Origin of the sequence: Methylophilus sp. QUAN, from assembly GCF_015354445.1 — a bacterium.
GTDB lineage: Bacteria > Pseudomonadota > Gammaproteobacteria > Burkholderiales > Methylophilaceae > Methylophilus.
Map to the genome: position 1 here is coordinate 1,274,497 of NZ_JADKYT010000001.1, position 14,007 is coordinate 1,288,503.

Annotated in this window: 15 protein-coding genes; 6 read left to right on the plus strand and 9 right to left on the minus strand. The window is 51.1% G+C overall.

All coding sequences use genetic code 11. The annotated features are described in order from the left end of the window. Window positions 1-58: 58 nt before the first annotated feature. The 6 genes from INP79_RS06325 to guaB form a co-directional block, all read right to left on the minus strand. Window positions 59-1,654, minus strand: a complete 1,596-nt coding sequence (locus INP79_RS06325; protein ID WP_194753385.1) for an ABC-F family ATPase — start codon at window positions 1,652-1,654, stop codon at window positions 59-61. 91 nt (window positions 1,655-1,745) lie between these two features. Continuing rightward, complete coding sequence (locus INP79_RS06330; protein ID WP_194753386.1) at window positions 1,746-2,348, minus strand: nitroreductase family protein; 603 nt, start codon at window positions 2,346-2,348, stop codon at window positions 1,746-1,748. 12 nt (window positions 2,349-2,360) lie between these two features. Next, window positions 2,361-2,858 carry a GreA/GreB family elongation factor gene (locus tag INP79_RS06335; protein ID WP_194753387.1) on the minus strand — a complete coding sequence of 166 codons (498 nt, stop codon included), beginning with the start codon at window positions 2,856-2,858 and terminating at the stop codon, window positions 2,361-2,363. A gap of 17 nt (window positions 2,859-2,875) precedes the next feature. Then, the gene (gene trpS / locus INP79_RS06340) at window positions 2,876-3,895 is read right to left on the minus strand and encodes a tryptophan--tRNA ligase (protein ID WP_194753388.1); all 1,020 of its coding nucleotides are present in this window, start codon (window positions 3,893-3,895) and stop codon (window positions 2,876-2,878) included. A gap of 44 nt (window positions 3,896-3,939) precedes the next feature. Next, a complete protein-coding gene (guaA, locus tag INP79_RS06345; protein ID WP_194753389.1) occupies window positions 3,940-5,547 on the minus strand; it encodes a glutamine-hydrolyzing GMP synthase in 1,608 nt (535 codons plus the stop codon). A gap of 102 nt (window positions 5,548-5,649) precedes the next feature. After that, window positions 5,650-7,110, minus strand: coding sequence for an IMP dehydrogenase (gene guaB, locus INP79_RS06350; protein ID WP_194741027.1), 1,461 nt, complete (start codon window positions 7,108-7,110; stop codon window positions 5,650-5,652). Between the two features lie 141 nt (window positions 7,111-7,251). On the opposite strand from guaB, the gene INP79_RS06355 reads away from it, so the two are divergent. Next, window positions 7,252-7,725: a DUF4124 domain-containing protein gene (locus INP79_RS06355; protein ID WP_194753390.1), complete on the plus strand. Its 474-nt coding sequence runs from the start codon at window positions 7,252-7,254 to the stop codon at window positions 7,723-7,725. 14 nt (window positions 7,726-7,739) lie between these two features. Here the strand turns inward: INP79_RS06355 and INP79_RS06360 are convergent, their stop codons facing one another. Then, a complete protein-coding gene (locus tag INP79_RS06360; RefSeq protein ID WP_194753391.1) occupies window positions 7,740-8,063 on the minus strand; it encodes an RnfH family protein in 324 nt (107 codons plus the stop codon). 5 nt (window positions 8,064-8,068) lie between these two features. Then, window positions 8,069-8,503, minus strand: a complete 435-nt coding sequence (locus tag INP79_RS06365) for a type II toxin-antitoxin system RatA family toxin (protein WP_194753392.1) — start codon at window positions 8,501-8,503, stop codon at window positions 8,069-8,071. 92 nt (window positions 8,504-8,595) lie between these two features. Here INP79_RS06365 and smpB point away from each other — a divergent pair, with 92 nt between their 5' ends. Next, a complete protein-coding gene (gene smpB / locus INP79_RS06370) occupies window positions 8,596-9,051 on the plus strand; it encodes an SsrA-binding protein SmpB (RefSeq protein ID WP_194741031.1) in 456 nt (151 codons plus the stop codon). Between the two features lie 256 nt (window positions 9,052-9,307). Continuing rightward, window positions 9,308-9,508, plus strand: coding sequence for a hypothetical protein (locus INP79_RS06375; RefSeq protein WP_194753393.1), 201 nt, complete (start codon window positions 9,308-9,310; stop codon window positions 9,506-9,508). Window positions 9,509-9,569: 61 nt separating this feature from the next. Here INP79_RS06375 and INP79_RS06380 read toward each other — a convergent pair whose 3' ends face one another. Next, entirely contained in the window at window positions 9,570-10,457 is an 888-nt protein-coding gene (locus INP79_RS06380) for an NAD(P)H-hydrate dehydratase (protein ID WP_228519742.1), read from the minus strand. 100 nt (window positions 10,458-10,557) lie between these two features. Here INP79_RS06380 and INP79_RS06385 point away from each other — a divergent pair, with 100 nt between their 5' ends. The 3 genes from INP79_RS06385 (at window position 10,558) to ftsB (ending at window position 14,000) form a co-directional block, all read left to right on the plus strand. Continuing rightward, window positions 10,558-12,189: a CTP synthase gene (locus INP79_RS06385; RefSeq protein WP_194753394.1), complete on the plus strand. Its 1,632-nt coding sequence runs from the start codon at window positions 10,558-10,560 to the stop codon at window positions 12,187-12,189. A 110-nt stretch (window positions 12,190-12,299) separates the two neighbouring features. Continuing rightward, window positions 12,300-13,586 (plus strand): phosphopyruvate hydratase, encoded by a 1,287-nt coding sequence (gene eno, locus INP79_RS06390; RefSeq protein WP_194753395.1) that lies wholly within the window; start codon window positions 12,300-12,302, stop codon window positions 13,584-13,586. A 33-nt stretch (window positions 13,587-13,619) separates the two neighbouring features. Further along, on the plus strand, window positions 13,620-14,000 hold the full coding sequence (gene ftsB, locus INP79_RS06395) for a cell division protein FtsB (RefSeq protein WP_194753396.1): 381 nt from the start codon (window positions 13,620-13,622) through the stop codon (window positions 13,998-14,000). Window positions 14,001-14,007: the final 7 nt, after the last annotated feature.

Consider the following 14,007-nt stretch of genomic DNA (forward strand, 5'->3'; position numbering starts at 1 on the left):
ACCCGAATGTATCGGGTGTTTGTCTGGTGAAACTGGCTATGTAACGGAGTGTATCCGCTTATTCAATGCCTTGGCTGGCGAGGTAATCCTCGTAGTTGCCGGTAAAGTCGACAATGCCATCGGCTTTGATTTCGATAATGCGGGTGGCAATCGAGCTCACGAATTCACGGTCATGGCTGACAAAGAATAAGGTGCCTTTGTATTTATCCAGCGCGGTGTTCAGCGCTTCGATAGATTCCATGTCCATGTGGTTGGTTGGCTCGTCCATCAATAGCACATTGGTTTTTGCCAACATCAGTTTGCCATACAGCATACGGCCTTTTTCACCACCGGAGAGGACCTTGACGGATTTTCTGGTCGCTTCGGTTGGGAACAGTAAACGGCCGAGCATACTACGCACAGTGTTGTCATCGTCGCCTTGCTGACGTTGTGCAGTCATCCATTCAAACAGGTCTTCTCCTTTTTCAAATTCGTATTCATGGTCTTGCGCAAAATAGCCCAGCTTGGCTTTTTCTGCCCATTTGACTTCACCGTGTTTGGGCGCGAGATCACCAGCTAAACAGCGCAGAAAGGTGGTTTTACCGATACCGTTTTCACCAATGATGGCGACTTTTTCCCCGGCTTCAAACATCAGTTCTACGTCATTAAACAAAGTCTTGTCAAAGCCATGGCTGAGTTTTTTCAGTTCCACTGCATTGCGGTGCAGCTTTTCCCTGTCGTCAAATTCAAAGCGGATAAACGGATATTGGCGGCTGGAAGGTTTAAATTCTTCCACCTTGATTTTATCAATCTGCTTGGCACGGCTGGTCGCTTGCTTGGCTTTAGAGGCGTTGGCAGAGAAGCGGCGTACAAAGTCCTGCAAGTCGGCAATTTGCTGTTTGGCCTTGGCATTGTCTTTGGCTTGCTGGTTACGTGCGGCAATGCTGGCTTCCATGTAATCATCATAGTTGCCTGGGTATGAAGTGATTTTGCCGTAATCCATATCGCAGGTATGCGTACATACCTGGTTCAGGAAGTGGCGGTCATGCGAAATGATGACCATGGTGCAGTCACGATTATTGACCACGTCTTCCAGCCAGCGGATGGTGTTGATATCCAGGTTGTTGGTCGGTTCATCCAGCAGTAATACGTCTGGATTAGCGAACAGCGCTTGTACCAGCAGTACACGCAGTTTCCAGCCAGGCGCCACTGCGCTCATCGGGCCGGTATGTTGCTCTAAAGGAATACCTACGCCCAATAGCAATTCGCCCGCACGCGCTTCGGCGGTATAGCCGTCATATTCGGCAAACACGCCTTCCAGCTCTGCTGCGCGCATATAGTCATCTTCCGTGGCTTCCAGGTTGGCATAAATGGCGTCACGTTCCTGCATGGCCTTCCACATTTGTTCGTGGCCCATCATCACTACGTCCAGCACGCGCTGGTCTTCGTAGGCGAATTGATCCTGTTTCAAGAACGCCATGCGCTCATTGGGGTCCAGGCTGACGTTGCCGCTTGTTGGCTCAAGCACACCGGCCAGAATCTTCATAAAGGTGGATTTACCACAACCATTGGCGCCAATCAGGCCATAACGGTTGCCGTCGCCAAATTTGACAGAGACATTTTCAAACAGTGGCTTGGAGCCAAACTGCATGGTGATATTGTTTGCAATTAACATGAACAACTTTCAAAAAGTTTTGCCGCGGTTGAATGCGGATAAATAAATGCTTCAAAAATACAGGGCGCGCAAACTGCTGCGTGCCGGTGGTTTAAAAGGTGTTGTAGATGACAACTTCATCCATAGGCAACTGGCCACCACGTGCTTTGGCTTCTTCCATCGCTTTGCCGACGACGACAAACATCACTGGTACATGGTCGGCAGGCAGGTTGATGAGCTTGGCCACAGCGTCAAAATCAAAGCCATCCATCGGGCAGGTGTCATAGCCCATTTCCTTGGCTGCCAGCATCAGTGTCATGGCGGCCATGCCACCCGAGCGCATGCCTTCATCACGCTCAGCTTGGGCGTGATCGGTGTAATAGTCGTGAATGGCTTTTACCAGGTAGTCGCTCACTTGTTGCGGCGCATTGACCCAGTAGCGTGCCGGGTCTTTTTCCCAGGCTTTCAAATCCACCGTAATTACAACCAGCAATGAGGCATCGGTGACTTGTGCCTGGTTCCAGCTCACCGCGCGGATTTGATGGCGTAACACCGGATCCGTGACCACCACAAAGCGCCAGTGCTGAATATTGAAAGCGGTCGGCGATAACATGGCCAGCGAGAACAGCTGCTGGATTTCTGCTTCTGTCATGCGGTGGGCAGGATCGTAAGCTTTGATCGAGCGGCGTTCCTGTATGGCTTGTGATACGTTCATGTTGTGTGTTAATCAATACTCAATAGTTAAAATATCCAGCTGCAAAGGGCCAGCCGGGCGCTGCCAGACTGTACTATCACCGGCTTTGCGGCCGAGCAGGGCTTTCGCCACCGGTGAAACATAGCTGACTTTTTGCTGCGCAATATCTGCTTCATCTTCGCCAACAATCTGGAACACAGATTGTTCACCGGTTTCGTCTTCTACCTGCACTTTGGCACCAAATAATACGGTGTGCTGCGGCTTCTGTGCCGGATCCACCAATTGCGCAGAGTCCAGCCTGGCGACAAAGTAGCGTAGGTCGCGGTCAATTTCAGCCAGTTTTTGCTGCGCACTGGGGTCTTCTTTGCGCGCAACGTACTGGCTGCGTGCAGTTTCCAGCGTTCTGACGGTTTGCTGTAATTGTTGCAAGCCGTCTGGTGTCACATAGTTCGCATGTGGGCTCAGCGGGCGTTCCGGTAAGTCAGTTCCCGCTAGCTCCAGATCATCTTCTTTAACAAAACCGCGACTCATGCTCAGTGCTTAATTGCTTAAAAGTAGGTCAGGCCCAGCGCGGCACGCACTTCACTCATGGTGTTTGCCGCAACTTCGCGCGCCTGTTCAGTGCCTTCACGCAGCAATTGCAGAATATAGCCTTTGTCGTTCGCCAGCTCGGCACGACGCGTACGGATTGGCTCCAGCATCTCTTGCAATACAGCTTCCAGGCGCTTTTTAACGATGCTGTCTGCCAGGCCGCCGCGTGTGTAATGGGCTTTAAGCTCAGCGATAGCCGCTTTGTCAGTGTCAAACGCATCCAGGTAGGTAAAAGCAATATTGCCTTCAACATGGCCCGGGTCTTCAATTTTCAAGTGCAGCGGATCGGTGTAAACGCGCTTCACTGCCTTAGTCACTTCGTCAGCCGTCGCGCCCAAGTTAATCACGTTACCCAGTGATTTGCTCATTTTGGCCTTGCCATCAATGCCTGGCAGGCGGCCAAGCTCTGGCACCAGCGCTTTGGTTTCAACCAGAATCTCTTGTTTGGTGCTGGCATTCTTATAGGTACGGTTAAAGCGGCGCACGATCTCGTTGGTTTGTTCAATCATCGGGATCTGGTCTTCACCGACCGGTACCAGTGTGGCTTTAAACGCCGTAATGTCAGCTGCCTGGCTGACCGGGTAGGTGAGGAAACCCGCCGGAATATCACGTTCAAAATCACGCAGGCGAATTTCTTCTTTCACAGTCGGGTTACGCTCCAGACGCGCCACTGTGACTAAGTTGAGGTAATAAAACGCCAGTTCAGTCAGTTCAGGCACCTGTGACTGGATAAAAATGGTGGACAGTTTAGGATCAATGCCGACAGCCAGGTAATCCAGCGCGACTTCCACCACATTGCGGTGCACTTTATCAATATCATCCATATTGTCGGTCAGCGCTTGTGCGTCGGCCAGCATCACATATTGCTTGTATTCATGCTGATATTTGACGCGGTTGCGCAAGCTACCAACAAAATGCCCCAGGTGTAACGGGCCAGTCGGGCGGTCGCCAGTGAGGATAATGGATTGTGTGCTCATCGTATTGTGCTCTAATCGGTCTGAGATTGGTTAGTGAATAAAGGTTATTCCCACTCGATGGTGGCGGGCGGTTTGCCGGAAATGTCGTACACCACGCGGTTAATGCCGCGTACTTCGTTAATGATGCGGTTGGAGACTTTGCCCAGCAAGCTGTATGGCAATTCTGCCCAGTGTGCGGTCATAAAGTCGCTGGTGACGACGGCGCGCAATGCAACCACATAGTCATAAGTGCGGCCATCGCCCATGACGCCGACTGACTTCACCGGCAAGAACACGGTAAATGCCTGGCTGGTGAGGTCGTACCAGGTTTTACCTGTGGCAGTGTCTACGGTGTTGCGTAGCTCTTCAATAAAGATAGCATCTGCGCGTTGCAGCAATAAGGCAAATTCGCTTTTCACTTCACCTAGAATACGTACACCCAGGCCTGGGCCTGGGAACGGGTGACGATAGACCATGTCGCGCGGCAAGCCGAGTGCAACACCGAGTTCGCGTACTTCGTCCTTGAACAGGTCGCGCAATGGCTCCAGCAGTTTAAGGCCTAATTGTTCAGGCAAGCCGCCGACGTTGTGGTGGCTCTTGATGGTGACGGCTTTTTTAGACTTAGCGCCACCGGATTCAATCACATCCGGGTAAATCGTGCCTTGTGCCAGGAAAGTCGCCCCTTTGTGGCCAGCGCCGCTGGCTTTGAGTTTGGCCGCTTCGGCTTTAAATACTTCCACAAACTCGGCGCCAATGATTTTACGTTTGGCTTCCGGGTCACTGACGCCAGCCAGTTTGCCCATGAACTGCTCAGTGGCGTCCACGCGGATCACATTGGCATGCAGGCGGCCAGCGAACATTTCCATCACCATATCGCCTTCATTCAGGCGTAACAGGCCGTGGTCAACAAACACACAGGTCAGCTGGTCGCCAATGGCGCGGTGAATCAAGGCGGCTGCGACGGAGGAGTCAACGCCACCGGATAAGCCTAAAATGACTTCTTCGTCGCCAACCTGGGCTTTGATCTTGGCTACGGCTTCGCTGATGTAGTCACCCATGATCCAGTCTGGCTTTGCCGCACAGATATCCAATACAAAGCGCTCCAGCATGGCCTGGCCTTGCTTGGTGTGTGTGACTTCAGGGTGGAACTGCACGGCGTAGAATCTGCGGTCTTCATCGGCCATGGCAGCAATCGGCGTGGTGTCGTTGCTGGCGATGACTTTAAAGCCTGCTGGCAGCTCGGTCACTTTGTCACCGTGGCTCATCCAGACGTCAATCAGGCCGTGGCCTTCAGCGTTGGTGGCATCCTGGATGTCGCGGAATAGGGCAGAGTGGCCGCGTGCGCGCACCTGGGCATAGCCAAACTCACGCTTGGCACCGGCTTCTACCTTGCCGCCCAGTTGTTGTGCCATGGTTTGCATGCCGTAGCAAATGCCCATCACCGGCACGCCCAGTTCAAACACGGCTTGCGGTGCTTTGTCGGTTTCTTCTTCATACACGCTGGCATGGCTGCCGCTGAGGATAATGCCGTCTGCGCCAAAGTTTTTGACGAATTCTTCAGACACATCACAAGGGTGGATTTCACAATATACATGCGCTTCGCGTACGCGACGGGCGATGAGTTGGGTCACTTGTGAACCGAAGTCTAGAATGAGGATTTTTGAATGAGACATTTTTTTAGCCACAGAGTGCACAGAGGACACAGCGTCTAAGAGAAACTTTTCTCCGTGACATCTGTGTCCTCTGTGGCTTGGTTTAATAATGGTCAGTAAAGCTTAATCTACGCGATAGTTAGGAGCTTCTTTAGTAATCTGTACATCATGTACGTGCGATTCGCGCATACCGGCACTGGTGATTTGTACAAACTCGGCTTTATTGCGCATATCTTCAATGGTGGCACAACCAACATAGCCCATGGAGGCACGCAAACCACCCATCAATTGGTGGACCACGGCCAGCACGCTGCCTTTGTAAGGCACCCGGCCTTCAATGCCTTCAGGCACTAGTTTGTCCGCGTTCGCAGTGTTGTCCTGGAAGTAGCGGTCAGACGAGCCTTTTTGCATGGCGCCAATAGAGCCCATGCCGCGATAAGACTTGTAAGAGCGGCCCTGGAATAGTTCGACTTCGCCTGGCGCTTCTTCAGTACCAGCAAACATGCCGCCCAGCATTACGCTGTAGGCACCAGCTGCAATCGCTTTAGAAATATCACCCGAGAAGCGGATACCACCGTCTGCAATAAACGGCACACCTGATTTTTCCAACGCTTTGGCCACATTGCTGATAGCTGTAATTTGCGGCACACCAACACCAGCCACGATACGGGTGGTACAGATAGAGCCAGGGCCGATACCGACTTTCACGCAGTCAGCACCGTGGTCTACCAAGGCCAGCGCAGCTTCAGCCGTGGCAATGTTGCCACCAATGACTTGTAGTTTTGGATATTTGGTTTTCGCCCATTGCACGCGGTCCAGTACGCCTTGTGAGTGGCCATGTGCCGTGTCGACGACAATGGCGTCTACGCCAGCTTCAACCAACGCATCAATACGCTCGTCAGTGCCTTCGCCCACGCCCACCGCTGCAGCCACACGCAAACGGCCTTTTTCATCCTTACAGGCTAAGGGGTGATCGTGCGATTTCTGAATGTCTTTGACGGTGATCAGGCCTTTGAGTTCGTAGTTTTGGCCGACGACCAGCAGGCGTTCCAGGCGGTGCTTGTGCAGCAGCCCCATGATTTCTTCACGGCTGGCGCCTTCACGCACCGTGACCAAACGGTCTTGCGGTGTCATGACATTGCTGACGGCTTGATCCAGGTTGGTTTCAAAGCGCAGGTCACGGTTGGTGACAATGCCGACAACCTTGCCATCTTGCAAGACGGGCAGGCCGGAGATTTTTTGTTGTTTGGTGATGTCCATCACTTCGCGCACGCTCATGGCGGGGTGGATGGTGACCGGGTCAATGACGACGCCAGATTCGAAACGTTTTACGCGGGAGACGCGGGAAGCCTGCATCTCAACCGTCATGTTCTTGTGAATAATGCCCATACCGCCCAATTGTGCCAAAGCAATCGCCATGCGTGCTTCAGTGACAGTGTCCATTGCAGCAGATAACAGTGGGATATTTAAAGTGATGCTTTTGGTCAGCTTGGTACTGAGGTTGACCTCGCGAGGCATGACATTCGAATGGGCTGGAACGAGTAAAACGTCATCAAAGGTCAGGGCTTGTTGCAACAAACGCATGTGAATTCCTTATCTCCAAAATATAATTATACCGATTTCGTTTTGCCTTGACAAAGCGTTTTGCATTTTTTGCTACGACGCTGGCTGTGTTTGGCATGGTTTGTGCATGGATGTTTTTTAATTAAGAGCAGAGTGTGGGCGATGAAGATTATTTTGAAAGTGATTTTGGCGGGATGCTTGTTGTGGTCTATGCAGGCAAGCGCCGAAATTTATAAGTGGCGCGATGAAAAAGGCGTGATGAATTATTCGGACGTGCCACCACAGGCAGGGGCCAATAGTACGCAAAAAATCAAGGCCGCCACGGTGCCTAATGATGTACCACTCACGCGCTCAGACGCCTACCAGCGCGAGGAAGCCGCGTCTGCGAATAAGAAACCTGTAGAGAATCGTGAGCCTGCGCCCTCCGCAGAGGCTGAGGCCTTGAAGGCCATGCAGGAGCGTTTAAAAGCGCAAAACTGTGCTGCCGCAAGGTCCAACTACCGTAACTATGCCGTTGGCGGTCGCATGCAAAATGTCAATGAAAATGGTCAAAAAGAATATCTGACGGATGATCAGATTCGAGAGGGCATGGCGAGGGCGCAACAGGAAATTGACGAAAATTGTCTGGGAGAGTAACCAAAAGTGCTCATTTATGCGTCTCTGAGCCGCGTTTGCTTCCCATCTTTGGCAGCTGCGCGTTGTCTGCGCGCCTCTTTAGGATTGGCCAGCAGTGGCCGGTAAATTTCTACCCGGTCCATGGCTTTTAATACCGTCCCGGCTTCTACCTTCTTGCCAAAAATCCCCAGTGCCAGGTGATCCAGCGAAATGTCAGGATATTGCTGAGCAATGCCTGATTGGATAACAGCCTCTAGCGCGGTGGTGCCTGCGCTGACAGTTAATGTAAGAATACTTTGCGCCTGTGGTAAGGCATAGGCCACTTCTACGGTGATGCTCTCGCGTTGTCTGTTTGGCATTGGGGCTACTTCAAATGCAGCTTGTCCGCCTGTTTGACAAAGCTATCTACAAAGGTATTGGCAATATGGCTAAACACCGGTGCAATAATGCGTTCGACCAGGCCATTTGCAAACACGTACTCCAGTTTGAACTCAATTTTGCAGGCATCTTCGCGCAGGGGGATAAAATGCCAATGCCCGGCCAGTTGCTTGAACGGGCCATCGACCAAGGTAATGTCCATGCGGTGCGGGAACTGTTTGTGGTTGCGCGTCGTGAAGTGCTGCTGAATCCCGTGATAGTTAATATGTATCGTCGCTTGCGTCGCCACTTCTGTGCGCTCGGTGAGCTCGCTACCGCCACACCAGGGCAGGAATTGTGGATAGTCTTCCACGGCATCAACCAGTTGAAACATGGCTGCACAGGAGTGCATGACTAAAACGGTTTTTTCTACTTGCGCCATTGGGTTAAGCCATTTCAGCGATGGTTCCGGAACGGAATTGGGTTTTGAGTTAAAATGCTATTTTAAGTGATTTAAGTCTGCACACCAGCGTTATGAGCATCGCGCAAAACAAAAAAGCGTTTTTTGACTACTTTATCGAAGAGAAGTACGAAGCCGGCCTTGTGCTTGAGGGCTGGGAAGTCAAAGCCATACGCGATAACCGCACCAACCTCAAAGAGGCTTACGTGGTGGTCATGCGCGGCGAGTTATACCTGATCGGCTGCCATATTACGCCGCTGGGCGCTGCCTCCACCCATATCCGTCCTGATGCGATCCGTACGCGTAAACTATTGTTACACCGCGAGGAAATTGACAAGCTGATTGGTAAGGTCGAGCGCGCGGGCTACACCATTGTACCGCTGGATATGCACTTTACACGTGGCCGTATCAAAATCCAGATTGGCCTGGCAAAAGGTAAAAAGCAACACGACAAGCGCGATACTGAAAAAGAGCGTGACTGGAAGCGTGAGCAAAACCAGCTGTTAAAAAACAAGCAGCGCAGTCGTTAAATCCAGCTTATTCCTGATGGCTCGCACCATATTCATGGTGCGTTTTTACTTTCAATCTCTTTGTGTTTGTTCTCAGTTCGTATCCATGAATGGTCTTTCTTCCGCAATCTTAATTGTTAATTTTTATTAATATAAGTTGTTTTAATGTAATTAAATTGTGTTAATCTTAAGTTGGTTGGTGCCGTTTTGAGTGGAGGAGATTCACTTGTTTTAAGGCTCAACTATTTTGATTAACAATTTAAATAAGGAAGAAGTTATGCGTGAATTAACAATGACTGAAGTTGAAGTGGTTTCTGGTGGTTTTTCCATTATTCCTGAGTTTCCAACATCATTGGGTTTGGTAGGCGGTATCGCTACGATCCTGACTGGCGCTGGTTACATTATCGCGGTTGCGGGTACTAACCTGGCATTGGGCTTGAATGAAGCATTGGGCATTGCGACACCACGTCCATTCTAAATTTAAGCTGTTAGAAAAAGCGCCATGGCACATCGTGCAATGGCGCTTTTTGTTGGCTACTCTATTGATTAAGGTGGGCGGGGGATTCAAGCGCCTGTAATATGGCAGGCATCATGGCAGGCAGGTCATCTGCAATGAGGCCTGGGCCAAATGTTGCGGCGGCTCTGCCATGCATCCAGCTCGCTGCTGCAGTGGCTTCAAACGCTGGCAGGCCTTGTGCTAATAATCCCGTAATCAACCCGGCTAAGACATCGCCTGCACCCGCCGTTGCCAACGTGGGCGGCGCATTGTCATTGAGCAGGACGCGACCATCTGGCGCAGCGATAATGGAGATTGCGCCTTTTAACAATAGGGTGGCATTAAACGTCTGCGCTGCCTGTTGCGCTTGTGAGATTCTAAGTGAGAGTGGCGAGGCGACTTCTGTGCCTGTCAGCCTGGCAAATTCACCTGCATGAGGCGTGAGTACGCAAGTGCTAGTGATCGCGCGGCTGAGAGATTCGGCCTCGCCAGCAAATATAGTCAGCGCATCTGCATCAATCACCACGGGTTTACCGGTTTGCAGCATACGCAAGGTGTTTGTTTGGGTTTGCTGATTCATGCCGGCGCCAGGCCCAATCAGGTAAGCATTAATGCGAGGGTCTGCGATCAGTTGGTCTATTCCTGTGTCATCGCCATATGGCTTGACCATGATGCTCAGTAACTGGCTGGCATAAACATGAAAGGCAATCTCGGGCACGGCGATAGCGGTGATGCCTGCGCCTACGCGTGCCGCTGCCAGCGCGGCGAGCCTGGCAGCGCCCGTGATCGGGTAGCCGCCATAGATAAAAGCATAGCCGCGATTGTATTTATGGCTGGATGGACCTAGCTTGGATAATAGGTGTTGCCAGTATTTTGGCTGGTTGATGGCGTGATTGTGCATTTGCTTATTGTATGCCTGAGCGAGCATCATGGCGAATCTGCGCAGGATTTATCGTTTGCCTTCATTGTCGGCGAGGGGGCTTTACGGTAAAATGTTCTCCCGTCTGTAACAATCTCTAAGTACCTTATCCATGACCAAATATGTATTCGTAACCGGCGGTGTTGTTTCTTCTCTTGGAAAAGGTATCGCAGCCGCCAGTCTTGGCGCGATTCTCGAGTCCCGTGGCATTAAAGTCACCATGTTGAAACTCGATCCTTATATTAACGTTGACCCTGGCACTATGTCGCCGTTCCAGCACGGTGAAGTGTTTGTGACCGACGATGGCGCCGAAACCGACCTCGATCTTGGCCATTACGAGCGCTTTATCAGTAGCAAGATGTCCAAGCGCAATAACTTTACGACGGGCCAGATTTACGAAACCGTGATTAAAAAAGAGCGTCGCGGTGAATACCTGGGCAAAACCGTGCAGGTGATTCCGCACATTACCGATGAAATCAAGGCACACGTCAAACGTGGTGCCGAAGGCGCAGATGTAGCGATTGTTGAAGTCGGTGGCACGGTAGGCGATATTGAATCTTTACCGTTTTTGGAAGCCATCCGCCAGATGGGCTTTGAAGAAGGCCGAAATAACGCCTGTTATGTGCACCTGACCCTGTTGCCCTGGATTCCGACCGCTGGCGAATTGAAAACCAAGCCGACACAGCACTCGGTGAAAGAATTGCGCGAGATTGGTATCCAGCCAGACATCTTGTTGTGTCGTGCCGAGCGTGAAATCCCGGAAGATGAAAAGCGCAAGATTGCCTTGTTCACCAACGTGCCTTTTGAGGCCGTGATTAGCGCCATCGATAGCGATTCTATTTACAAGATTCCAGGCTTGCTGCATGAGCAAATGATGGACGAAATCGTCTGTCATAAACTGAATATTCTGGCCAAAGCGGCCGATTTGTCTGCCTGGCAAAAAATTACGCACGCGCAGGCCAACCCGAAAGAAATCGTCGATATCGCTTTTGTCGGTAAATACGTAGACTTGACCGAGTCTTACAAGTCACTGACTGAAGCCTTGATCCATGCCGGTATCCATACCGAGTCCAAAGTCAAAATTCATTATATTGATAGTGAAGATATTGAAAAGAATGGCACCAATGGCCTGAATGGCATGGATGCGATTCTGATTCCTGGTGGCTTTGGCGTGCGCGGGACCGAAGGCAAGATTGCTGCCATTCGTTATGCACGTGAAAGCAAAGTGCCTTACCTGGGGATTTGCCTGGGCATGCAACTGGCTGTGATTGAATATGCACGTAATGTTGCTGGTCTGAAAGATGCTAACAGTACCGAGTTCAACCCGAAAGCAGAGCACAAACTCATTGGCCTGATTGATGAGTGGCAAGATGCTTCTGGCAAGATTGAAAAACGTGACGAGCATTCTGATCTCGGTGGCACCATGCGTTTAGGCGCACAGAGCTGTCCTATCGTGCCAAATACCCTGGCGGCCAGCATTTATGGCAATGAAGTGAATGAGCGTCATCGTCACCGTTATGAAGTCAACAACCATTACGTGGATCAGTTGAAAGCTGCAGGTTTGGTGATTTCTGCACGTACGCCACGTGAGGAACTGTGTGAAATGATTGAATTGCCGCAAACAGAACATCCATGGTTTGTGGCTTGCCAGTTCCACCCTGAGTTCACTTCTAATCCACGTAGCGGCCACCCGTTGTTTAAGGCTTACGTGCAAGCGGCATTGGCGCACAAGAGCAAAGGTTAAGCTTTATTACTTATTTAGGTGAGTCTAGATAGTTTTAGGCAAAAGAGGGATTTGTAGAGCAAATCCCTGAGGCATATCTTCGTTAAGATTTGAGTTATAAGGAAAATATTATGAGCGCTATTGTAGATATTATCGCCCGCGAAATTATGGATTCACGCGGTAACCCGACCGTTGAAGTCGATGTATTGCTGGAAAGCGGTGTGATTGGCCGTGCTGCAGTCCCTTCAGGTGCTTCTACCGGTGCCAAGGAAGCCGTAGAGCTGCGTGATGGCGACAAGAGCCGTTACCTGGGTAAGGGCGTGTTAAATGCGATTGAAAACGTCAACACCGAAATTACTGAAGCGATTATCGGTCTGGACGCTGAAGAGCAAAGCTTTATCGACAAAACCCTGATTGAGCTGGATGGCACTGATAACAAAGACCGTTTGGGCGCAAACGCGATTTTGGGCGTATCTATGGCCTGTGCCCGTGCAGCGGCTGAAGAAAGCGGTTTGCCTTTGTATCGTTACCTGGGTGGTTCTGCTTTCATGCAATTGCCAACGCCGATGATGAACATCATCAACGGTGGTGCGCACGCTGATAACTCCGTAGATATCCAGGAGTTCATGATTGTGCCAGCCGGTTTGCCAACCTTCCGTGAAGCATTGCGCGCGGGTGCCGAGGTATTCCATGCCCTGAAGAAAACATTGCATGCCAAAGGCCTGGCAACGACTGTGGGTGATGAAGGTGGTTTTGCGCCTAACCTGCCATCCAACGAATCTGCCTTGCAACTGATCATGGAATCGATTGAAGCGGCAGGTTACGAGCCAGGTAAAGACATCTACCTGGGCCTGGATTGCGCCAGTACCGAATTCTTTAAAGATGGTAAATATCACCTGGAATCAGAAGGCGCTGCGCTGACTTCTGCAGAGTTCTGTGACTACCTGGCGACGCTGGCAGGCAAATATCCTATCATCACCATTGAAGATGGTATGGATGAGTTTGACTGGGCTGGTTGGGAGCTGCTGACACAACGCTTAGGTAAAACCACACAGTTGGTCGGTGATGACTTGTTCGTGACCAACCCGAAAATCCTGCGTGAAGGCATCCAGAAAGGCGTGGCCAACTCTGTGTTGATCAAAGTGAACCAGATCGGTACCTTGACTGAAACGTTCCAGACCATCGAGATGGCTAAGCGTGCCAACTACACGGCTGTGGTGTCACACCGTTCCGGTGAAACTGAAGATACAACGATTGCTGATATCTCCGTGGCAACCAATGCATTGCAGATCAAAACCGGTTCCCTGTGCCGCTCCGAGCGCGTAGCCAAGTACAACCAGTTGCTGCGTATCGAAGAAGAGTTGGGCGATGCAACCAGCTACGCTGGCTTGTCCGCGTTCTACCAGTTGTTTAAATAACCGCAACCTCATTCAGGTCACTGATAGGTCAACGTGCGTAAACTGACGGTCGTATTGGTGGTCCTGATTGCCCTGCTGCAATATCCATTGTGGCTGGGCAAGGGCAGCTGGTTGCGCGTCTGGCAGTATTCGCAGCAGATCGAAGCGCATGAGAAGCGTAATGAATATTACCGTCAGCGTAATGATACTTTGCGTGAAGAAGTGCGTGACCTGAAACAGGGCCAGTCAGCGATTGAAGAGCGCGCGCGTAGCGAGCTGGGGCTGGTCAAGCAGGATGAAGTGTTTTTCCAGGTCATCCAGAATAAACAAGCTGCAAGCAACAAGCCGACGTCGCCGCTGGATGCTAAACCTGCAGAACCAAAAACAGTAGAAATTAAACCAGTGTTACCGGAAACCAGTCCGCACGCACAATAAAAAAGGC

Excerpts from the sequence above, each read along its gene's own strand:
- INP79_RS06330 (WP_194753386.1), bottom strand. The coding sequence starts at position 2,348 with ATGAACGTATCACAAGCCATACAGGAACGCCGCTCGATCAAAGCTTAC.
- INP79_RS06355 (WP_194753390.1), top strand. The coding sequence starts at position 7,252 with ATGAAGATTATTTTGAAAGTGATTTTGGCGGGATGCTTGTTGTGGTCT.
- INP79_RS06385 (WP_194753394.1), top strand. The coding sequence starts at position 10,558 with ATGACCAAATATGTATTCGTAACCGGCGGTGTTGTTTCTTCTCTTGGA.
- guaA (WP_194753389.1), bottom strand. The coding sequence starts at position 5,547 with ATGTCTCATTCAAAAATCCTCATTCTAGACTTCGGTTCACAAGTGACC.
- INP79_RS06325 (WP_194753385.1), bottom strand. The coding sequence starts at position 1,654 with ATGTTAATTGCAAACAATATCACCATGCAGTTTGGCTCCAAGCCACTG.
- trpS (WP_194753388.1), bottom strand. The coding sequence starts at position 3,895 with ATGAGCACACAATCCATTATCCTCACTGGCGACCGCCCGACTGGCCCG.
- eno (WP_194753395.1), top strand. The coding sequence starts at position 12,300 with ATGAGCGCTATTGTAGATATTATCGCCCGCGAAATTATGGATTCACGC.
- smpB (WP_194741031.1), top strand. The coding sequence starts at position 8,596 with ATGAGCATCGCGCAAAACAAAAAAGCGTTTTTTGACTACTTTATCGAA.
- INP79_RS06365 (WP_194753392.1), bottom strand. The coding sequence starts at position 8,503 with ATGGCGCAAGTAGAAAAAACCGTTTTAGTCATGCACTCCTGTGCAGCC.
- guaB (WP_194741027.1), bottom strand. The coding sequence starts at position 7,110 with ATGCGTTTGTTGCAACAAGCCCTGACCTTTGATGACGTTTTACTCGTT.
- INP79_RS06380 (WP_228519742.1), bottom strand. The coding sequence starts at position 10,457 with ATGATGCTCGCTCAGGCATACAATAAGCAAATGCACAATCACGCCATC.
- INP79_RS06335 (WP_194753387.1), bottom strand. The coding sequence starts at position 2,858 with ATGAGTCGCGGTTTTGTTAAAGAAGATGATCTGGAGCTAGCGGGAACT.
- INP79_RS06375 (WP_194753393.1), top strand. The coding sequence starts at position 9,308 with ATGCGTGAATTAACAATGACTGAAGTTGAAGTGGTTTCTGGTGGTTTT.
- INP79_RS06360 (WP_194753391.1), bottom strand. The coding sequence starts at position 8,063 with ATGCCAAACAGACAACGCGAGAGCATCACCGTAGAAGTGGCCTATGCC.